Here is an 8,667-nt window from a genome sequence, read left to right as displayed (position 1 = left end):
GCACTGGGTGCCCCGCGCCGCTCCCGGCACCGAGGCCGGCTTCCGCCTGCTGACCGTAGGCCGCGCCGACTCCGCCCTGGCGCACCGCGGACGCCGACTGGCCCTGGCACACGGCGGCGCGGTGTGCCACGAGCACCACCTCCGCCGGACCGCGTCCGGCTTCCTGCTGCTGCGCCCCGACGGCTACGTCGCCGCCTCCGGGGTCGAACCGGCTGGGCTCGACCGCCTGGAACGCCGGCTCACCCACCTGATCGCCGCTCAGGAGACCGCGTCCGCCTGACCTAACCCCACCTGGACCTGACCCCACCTGGACCCGACCCCACCAGACCTGACCAGAGAGGAAGGGAGCCGGCATGCGCAGCCCTACCGCCGGCGAGGCCCCACCACGCAGTTTCATCGATGCGCTCGCCTCGGGACGGCTCCCCTGGGAGCTGTTCGCCGCGTTCCCGGAGCCGGGGCCGCGGGAGACCGCCGCGGGAGACGAGTTCCTCGCGCAGTTCGGCCCCTTCGTCGACGGGTGGGTGGACGGCGACGAGCTCGACCGCACCCGCATCTGGCCGGACGGGCTGCTGGAGGAGCTGCGCGACCGCGGCTACTTCCAGCTCACGGCCCCGGCGGAACTCGGCGGCCGCGGGCTGTCGCCCTACAACCTCATCCGGGTCGTCGTGCGGGCCGCCCGCCGCTCTATGGGCGTCGGGCAGATGCTCTGCGTGCAGAACGGCATCGCGGCCAGCGCCCTGCTCCCGGCGGTGCCGGCCGGCCCGCTGCACGACTTCCTGCGCGCCGAGATCGCGGCCGGCAGCGTGTCGGGATTCGGTGACACCGACCCCGCGGGCCAGAACAACACCTTGCCCGCCGCGACCGCGACGCTCACCGAGGACGGCTCCTCCTACCTGCTGCGCGGCGAGAAGCTGTTCATCGCGAACGCCGGCATCGCCGACGTGCTCGGCGTCTCCGCGACCGTGACGGAGCCCGACGGGCCGCGGGCGGGCGTCTTCTTCCTCACCACCGGCACCCCTGGGTTCGAGGTCGTCGCGCCGAACGACTTCATCGGCGTCAACGGGTTGTCGGCCTCGTTCCGGCTGAACGACGTGCGGGTGCCCAGGGAGCACGCGATCCTCGGCGACGGCGCCGCACGCCTGCCCCGGACCATCGCCCTGCAGGGCCTCTACGGCCGCACAGCCCTGGGGGCGGCCGGCTCCCTGGCCGTCATCCGCAACTGCCTGGAGTACTGCGCCGAGTTCCTTTCCCGGCGCCGGATCGACGGCCGCGGCCTGGCCGAGTACGACAAGGTCCAGCGGATCGTCGCGGGAGTCCTGGCGGCCGAGTTCGCCGTGGAGAGCGCGGTGCGCTGGACGACGCTGGACCCCGGCCCCGAGGACCGGTCCTTCGAGCTCTACGTCACCAAGAACCTCGCCACGGCGCTGGCCTGGCGGGCCAGTGACCGCACCGTCGCGCTGCTCGGCGGCGAGGGCATCGAGACCGCGCAGAGCAAACGCCGCCGGGGCGCGGCGGCGCACCCCGTGGAGCGGTATCACCGCGACGCGCGCGTCCTGCGCACGGTCGGCAACGTCGACTACGTGAACGACCTGCGGGCCGGGCAGCTCGTGCTGGCCCACTACGGCGACCCCGGTGAGGAGGGGGCCGCCGGCGCGTTCTCGGTGCCCGACCTCTCGGGTGCCGACCTGTCCGCGGCCAACCGCCGCCACCTGTCGGCCGCCGCCGACCTGTTCCAGAACCTGCACCGCACCTGCCGCCGGCTCGCGGACCGCCACGGCGATCCCGCCGAACCCGGCGAGCGGCAGGAGCCGGTGATCCTCGTCGGCGAGCTCGCCACCGAGCTGTTCGGCATCTGCGCGGTGCTTGGCCGCGCGGCCCGGTCGGGTGGCGCGGCGGAGCAGGACCTGGCCGACGTGTACGCCACCGCGGCCGGGTTCCGCGTCGCCGACCTCACCCGGCGGCTCGCCACCGAACAGGAGCCCAACCCACCCGACTACGCCAAGATCAGCCGCGCCTGGCTGGCCGCCCAGGAGTCCCTGTGACGACACCGCCCGAGGTCAGGCCGCCGGACATCCTCGGCGCCTTCGACCTGACCGACCACGCCCACTTCGCGGCCGGCCCGCCCTACGAACTGTTCGCCCGGCTACGCCGGGAGGCCCCGCTGCTCTACCACCCGCCGGGCGTGAACAGCGTGGACGGCGAGGGCTTCTGGGTGCTCAGCCGCCACGCCGACATCGCCGCCGCGGGCGCCGACCCGGCCTTCTCCGCCGAAGGCGGCGGCGGCCGAGGCGGCGGCGGCACCCACCTCGAGGACATGGAGATGGGCGTGCACGCCGGCGTGCTGCTGCCGATGATGGACGACCCGCGGCACCAGGCACTCAAGGACATGATCACCCCATCGCTGACCGGCGATACCGCGCTGCTGCGCGAGGACGAACTGCGCGGTCACGCCGCCGAGCTGCTCGGCGTGCCGCTCGCCCGTGGTCGCGGCGACCTCGTCGCCGAGCTGGCCGAGCCGCTCGCGCTGCGCGCCGTCGCGGGGCTCTTCGGCGCTCCCGCGCAGGACCTGGACCAGCTGTCGGCCTGGGTGCACGCCGTCGTCGGCCTGGCCGACCGCCGCACCGGCCTGACGGACGCCGCCTCGCTCGCGACCGTGCAGGCCATGGGCGGGTATTTCAAGGACCTGCTGGCGGCCAAGCGACGCAGCCCTGGCCGGGACTTCGGCTCGCTGCTCGCGCACGGCCGGCTCGCCGAGAACAGCGGCGAGGCGCCGCTGACCGACTACGAGCGCGAACACAACTACCTCGTCCTGCTCATGCATGCCTACGAGCAGACCCGCAACGTCCTCGCCGGTGGGCTGCTGGCGATGGCCGAGCACCCCACGGAGTGGCGGGCGCTGCGCGAGGACCGCTCGCTGCTGCCCGGCGCGATCGAGGAGATGCTCCGCTGGGCGCCGCCCAACCCGTACAACCGGCGCACCGCCACCCGCGACATCGACCTGTACGGGCAGACCATCCGGGCCGGCGACAAGGTCACCCTCTGGTGGCCCTCCGCCAACCGCGACGAGGCGGTCTTCACCCGCCCCGACGCCTTCGACATCCGCCGGGACCCCAATCCGCACCTGTCCTTCGGCTCTGGCACCCACGACTGCGCGGGTGGCGAGGCGGGCCGGCTGGTGCTGCGCCCGCTGATCGAGCTGCTCGCCGACCGGGTGGCCGAGATCCGGCTGGCCGGCCCCGTGGCCCGCACCCCGTACAACAAGCACGCCGTGCTGCTCGACCTGCCGGTCGAGCTGCTCGCGGCCTGATCCCGCGAGGAGATCCGCGCATGTCCGAGGCCCTGATGGCGACCGGGACGCCGGCCGCCGAGAACCGTCCCCCGAAGGTCCTGCCCTACGACCCGCTGGACCCGGAGTTCCTCGCCAACCCCTACCCGATGTACGCCAGGCTGCTGGCGCAGGGGCCGGTGCACCCGACGGACGCCGGCGTCGCCGTCGTCAGCTACAAGGAGGTCAACAAGATCCTTCGCGATCCGCGCTTCGGCCACGGCGACGGCCTGGGCGCGCAGGACGCCAAGATCCCGACCCCTGCGGGCGAGCGCGATGCCCTCATGTTCATGGACCCACCGGACCACACCAGGCTGCGGGCGCTGGTCAACCGTGCCTTCACCCCCAAGGTGGTGCAGCGGATGCGCCCGGTGATCGAGTCGATAGCCGTCGAGCTGCTCACCACCGCCCGCGAGCGGCACGGCGACGGGCCGTGCGACCTGGCCGCCGAGTTCACCCGCCCGCTGGCCGTGCGGTCCGTCAACTCACTGGTCGGCGTGCCCGCCGAGTACACGGACCGCTGCATCGGGTACGGCCGCGACGGCGGCCGCGGCCTCGACCCGGGCTTCACCCTCACCCCCGACGCGGTGGCACAGCGCAACGCGGTGCGCGACGGCGTGATGGAGATCACTCAGGAGATGATCGCCGACCGCCGGGTGAACCCCAGGGACGACCTGGTCACCGACCTGATCCGGGTCGAGGACGCAGGCGACCGGCTCAACGAGATCGAGGTCATCACCACGGTGGCCAACGTCTTCCTGGCAGGCTGGGCCGCCCCGCAGGCCCTGCTTGGCCTGTCGGCGGTCGCGCTGATGCAGAACCCGGACCAGCTCGCCTACTACGTGGCCCATCCGGAGCACGGCGACCGGTCGGTGGAGGAACTGCTGCGCTACGACGGCACCGTGCACCTGCTGGAGCGAATGGTTCTGGAGCCCGCCGAGGTGTGCGGCATCGCGCTCGAGCCGGGCGACGAGATCTACATGCTGAACGCCGCCGCCAACCGCGACCCGGAGGCCTTCGAGAACCCGCACGAGCTGGACCTGGCTCGGGTCGGGCCGCGCAACGTGGGCTTCGGGTTCGGCATCCACTACTGCGTGGCCGCGCCGATCGCGAAGATGATCAGCGAGGTGGGTCTGAACGTGCTGCTCGGCCGTTTCAAGCCGGAGCTGCTGACGCCCAACCCCCCGACCAACGGGGCTATCACCCAGCGTAGCTATCGGGAGATCCCGGTGGCGCTGACATCTGCCGGGTGACCTGGTTCGGTCACCGCTGGTACACCCGGAGCGTGTAGCATAGGCGGCGTCTGCTGCGACGACTTCTTAGTCGTGTATTCCCCGTGAAAGCGATCTTCGCGCAAGCGATTGTTGTGAACGCGATTGTTGCGAACGCGGTCCATGTGAATACGGCCTGTGCTGCGCGCTCACCTTGACTCCGAAAGGACGAGCATGAGCGACGCCGTCACCAAAATCCTGCAGAGGTACATCGAGGTCTTCAACGAGACGGACGACGCGGCCCGCGCGGTAGGCATCGCCGAGGTCTTCACCGAGGACGCGCTCTACACCGACCCGACCGCCGAGGTCGCGGGCCGGGACGGGATCAACGCGTACATCGGGAGCTTCCGGAAGCAGGCCCCGCAACTGATCTTCGTCCTTGGCGCCGTCAAGTTCCATCACGACACGGCGCTGTTCGACTGGACCGCGGGCCCGGACGGAGGCTCGCCGGTCGCCAGCGGCCGGGACTTCGTCCTGCTGAAGGACGGCCAGATCGAGCGGATCCACGGCTTCTTCGACTGAGCCGCCGGCCCGGCCGTACCGCCTGAGCGAGTGTCCGGCGGTACGGCCGGGCTACTGACCGGATCCGGATCGACCGCGGCAGCCGCGTGACCGACGGGATCCGGCGGGGTCTGTGACCCCGCCGGATCCCGTTTTCGTGTCAGGCCCGGGCGGCGGCGGGCGTCGGCAGCTCCGCGAGCCAGCCGAGTACCGTACGCGCCGTGTCGGCCGCGTGCTCCTCGATCAGGGTGAAGTGGTCGCCGGGCGTGTCCAGCGTCGCGCAGAGCGCGGCCAGCTCGGCGCGGTCCGGCCCGGGGCCGCCCCAGTCGTGTCCCGCGGCGCGTACCAGGAGGGTGGGGGCGGGGGGTGGTATCGCCCGCCAGCCCGCCAACAGCCGCAGGTAGCCGCCCATCGCGCTCAGCCGGGCGTCGTCGAGCCCGGTGATCTCGGATCGGCGGGCCATCGCCGTCAGCAGCGCGGGCCCGAACTCGTCGAGCCGCCCGCCGCCGACCGGGAAGGTGTCGAGCAGGACGACCGCCCTCGGGCCGGTGCCCTCGGCCGCCAGCAGGGCCGCGAGGTCCAGCGCCAACAACCCGCCCGACGAGTAGCCGAGCAGTGCGTACGGCCGTCCGGCGGCGGACCGCCGGACCGTGGCCGCCAGCGCCTCGGCCAGCACCTCGCGGGTCGCCGGCAGTGCCTCGCCGGCCCGGAAACCAGGCAACGTCAGCGCCGAGACCTCCCGACCGCCGCCGAGGCCGGTCGCGAGCCGGGCGAACTGTTCGGGCCCCGAGGTCGCCAGCATGGTGGGCAGGCAGAAGACCGCGGGGTGCGCGTCGCCGCGGGCCAGGGGCACCGGATCGAGCGACGGGGCCCGGGCCGCGTCGTCGAAGACCGGGCGGAAACCGGCGGCCGTGGCCAGCAGGCCGGTGAACCCGCCCGCCCGGCCCGTGGCGACGGCCGCCTCGAAGAGCCCGGCGAGGGTCGTTCCGGCGGATCCCGGGACCGGTGCGGTGCTCCCGGTATCGGCTGTGCTCCCGGCGTCCGTGGGGCGGGTGCCGCCGAGCTCCTCGTCACCGGCAAGCCGGGCGGGCGATGCCTGCCCGCCGCCGGCGTCCCGGTCGATCCGCCCGCCCGCGACGGCTTCCGGGAGCCCGGCGAACAGCGGGCCCCGGCCGGCCGCCGTCGCCCGCAGATAGTCGGGCCAGGCGATCTCGGCGGCCAACAGCGCGGTGTCGTCGGCGTTCAGCGCCTGGCGCAGCACGGCCAGCGCGCGGTCCGGCGCGATCGCCGGGATGCCTCGCCTGCGCAGCCGCTCGTGCCGGGCCCGTTCCAGCGCGGCCCGGGCCGGGTCGGCGAAGTCCTCGGTCCACACTCCCCAGGCCACGGTGGTGGCCGACGCCCCAGCGGCCCGCCGCCGCGAGGCGAGCGCGTCCAGGTGCGCGTTCGCGGCGGCGAAGCCGCCAAGTCCGACGCCGACCCCGATGCTCCCGGCGATGGAGGAGAACAGGACGAACGCGGACAGGCCGAGGCCCCGGGTCAACTCGTCCAGGGTCTCGGCCGCGACCGTCTTGGCCCGCAGGACGCGCTCCAGCGCGGGCAGCTCGATGTCCTCCAGCGGGCTCTCCTCGAAGACCTCGGCGCAGTGGAAGACCGAGGTCAGCGGCTCTTCGGCCGGGAGCGAGGCCAGCACCCGAGCGCCTTCGGCACGGTCGGCGAACGCGCACCGGGCGATCGTCACCCGCGCGCCCAGAGCCGCGAACTCGGCTTCGCGCGCGGCGCTCTGGGCCGGGTCGGGTTCCCGCGCGGTGGTCAGCAACACATGCCGAGCGCCGGCCCGAGCCAGCTCCCGGGCGACCACCAGCCCGGTGCCGTGCGTGCCGTCAGTCACCAGCACGGTTCCCGCTGGCCGCCACGCCCGTCGTCCCCGTCGGCCGTCGAGCGGAGCCCTGACCAGCCGGCGGGCCAGCACGGACGACCCACGCAGGGCGATCCGGTCCTCGCCGCCGCCGACCGCGAGCACCGCGGCCAGCAGATCGGCGGCCGCGTCATCCGCGGGCAGGTCGACCGTGCCGCCCCAGAGCCGCGGGTGTTCCTCCGCCAGCGCCAGCCCGAGCCCCCACACCCCGGCCTGCGCGGGGCGGTCGACGGCGTCGCCCGGGGCGGCCGCCACGGCGCCCCGGGTCAGCGACCACACCGGCGCCTCGACGCCCAGGTCGACCAGGGCACCCACCAGCCGCAGCGTGCCGGTCAGCCCGGCGGCGATCGCGGGATGTCCCGGGTGCGGGGTCTCGTCCATCGGCAGCGCGGACACGACGCCCCGCGGCGGGCGCGCGGCCATCGCCCCGGCGAGGTCCTCGGCGAGCGTCGTCCGCTCGACGCCCGCCGGCACGGCCAGGCGGGTCACCGTCGCCCCGCGTCGCTCCAGGGCCCCGCTCCACGGCTCGGTCTCCGCCAGGGACGCCGGAACCAGCACGAGCCAGTGCCCGGACAGCTCCCTGGGCGCGGGGGGCGCCACCTCCCGCCACTCGGTCCGGTAGCGCCAGTGCGCCACCGCGGCGTCCTGGCGCGACTCCTCGAGCAGCGCCGCCAGCGCGGGCAGCACCGGCTCGACCTCGTCGGGCTCGACCGCGCCGCGTCCGCTCGCGCTGAGCAGCCCCGCGAGCGTGGTGGCGTCCCGTTCCTCGACCGCCGTCCAGAAGTCGGCCTCGGCCCCGGCGGGGGCCGGCGCCGTGGCCGCGGGTGCCCGGACCCAGTAGTCCTTGTGCTGGAAGGGGTAGGTCGGCAGGTCGACGAACCGCGGCTCGGCGGGTGCGGGCCACGCCACGGGAAGCCCGTTCACCCACGCCTCGGCGAGCCCCTCCCCGAGGGGCAGCGCGGCCAGCACCAGCACGTCGGCCCGCGAGGCGGCCTCCGCCAGACCCACTGCGTCCCGGTCGGCGCCGAGCACCACGAACGCCCGGTAGCCGGCGGCCAGGAGGGCGTCCACCGTGGGACCGGCGCCGTGAGACGCGTCCCCGGCGACGGCGAAGCGCGCGGCGTCCTCCAGCGTGAGGGCACCGGCAAGGTGATCGGCCACGATCCCGCCCCGCGGGCCGGCCACCGCGTCGACCCGGACGCCGCGGTCTCGCCACACACCCGTGAGCGCGGTCTCGACGGCGAACAGTACCGGTCGCCGGACCTCGGCCGACGTGAGCGGGGGCGCGCCCGGCTCGCCGCGCAGCACGGCCTCGACCTGCCACGGGACGTGCCGCTCGACGGCCGCGGCGCAGGCGGCCAGCCGGGTGGCGAACGCGGCGTCGAAGCCGAGCAGGTCGACAGCCGCCGTCAGCAGCTCGTCGCCGTCCTCGGGCGGCACGAACGCGACCCTGCCGTGGTCGCGGGCCGTCGAGGTGATCACACCCGGCGCGCGCTCGCCGCGCGCCACCAGGTCGAGGCCGGCCAGGCCGGAACCCCCGACGAGCACCGCCGCTCGGTGGGGCAGCGCGGCGCGGGTGGTGACCAGGGCGTGCGCGACGTCCGCGCGCCGGAGGCCGGCGGGCGGCGACAGGCGCGCGGACAGCGCTCGCGCCT

The 8,667-nt window shown here is 74.6% G+C and carries 6 protein-coding genes; 5 read left to right on the top strand and 1 reads right to left on the bottom strand.

The annotated features are described in order from the left end of the window. From FRCN3DRAFT_RS48860 to FRCN3DRAFT_RS0241045, 5 genes are all read left to right on the top strand, one after another. Window positions 1-280 (top strand): hypothetical protein (locus FRCN3DRAFT_RS48860; RefSeq protein WP_007520219.1); only part of this gene is annotated, 280 nt, incomplete at its 5' end. Window positions 281-353: 73 nt separating this feature from the next. After that, the gene (locus tag FRCN3DRAFT_RS48855; protein ID WP_007520220.1) at window positions 354-2,042 is read left to right on the top strand and encodes an acyl-CoA dehydrogenase family protein; all 1,689 of its coding nucleotides are present in this window, start codon (window positions 354-356) and stop codon (window positions 2,040-2,042) included. Then, window positions 2,039-3,307, top strand: coding sequence for a cytochrome P450 (locus tag FRCN3DRAFT_RS0241055; RefSeq protein ID WP_007520222.1), 1,269 nt, complete (start codon window positions 2,039-2,041; stop codon window positions 3,305-3,307). The genes FRCN3DRAFT_RS48855 and FRCN3DRAFT_RS0241055 overlap by 4 nt, the downstream gene beginning before the upstream one ends. A gap of 20 nt (window positions 3,308-3,327) precedes the next feature. Further along, on the top strand, window positions 3,328-4,578 hold the full coding sequence (locus FRCN3DRAFT_RS48850) for a cytochrome P450 (protein ID WP_007520223.1): 1,251 nt from the start codon (window positions 3,328-3,330) through the stop codon (window positions 4,576-4,578). A gap of 192 nt (window positions 4,579-4,770) precedes the next feature. Further along, the gene (locus FRCN3DRAFT_RS0241045; RefSeq protein ID WP_007520225.1) at window positions 4,771-5,118 is read left to right on the top strand and encodes a nuclear transport factor 2 family protein; all 348 of its coding nucleotides are present in this window, start codon (window positions 4,771-4,773) and stop codon (window positions 5,116-5,118) included. A 139-nt stretch (window positions 5,119-5,257) separates the two neighbouring features. Here FRCN3DRAFT_RS0241045 and FRCN3DRAFT_RS48845 read toward each other — a convergent pair. After that, window positions 5,258-8,667: KR domain-containing protein (locus FRCN3DRAFT_RS48845; protein ID WP_035931249.1), on the bottom strand; the 3,410-nt coding region annotated here is incomplete at its 5' end.

It is taken from the genome of Pseudofrankia saprophytica (assembly GCF_000235425.2).
Taxonomy (GTDB): Bacteria; Actinomycetota; Actinomycetes; order Frankiales; family Frankiaceae; genus Pseudofrankia; species Pseudofrankia saprophytica.
Note: the sequence above shows the minus strand (reverse complement) of the source record. Positions and strands in the feature narration are given on the sequence as shown.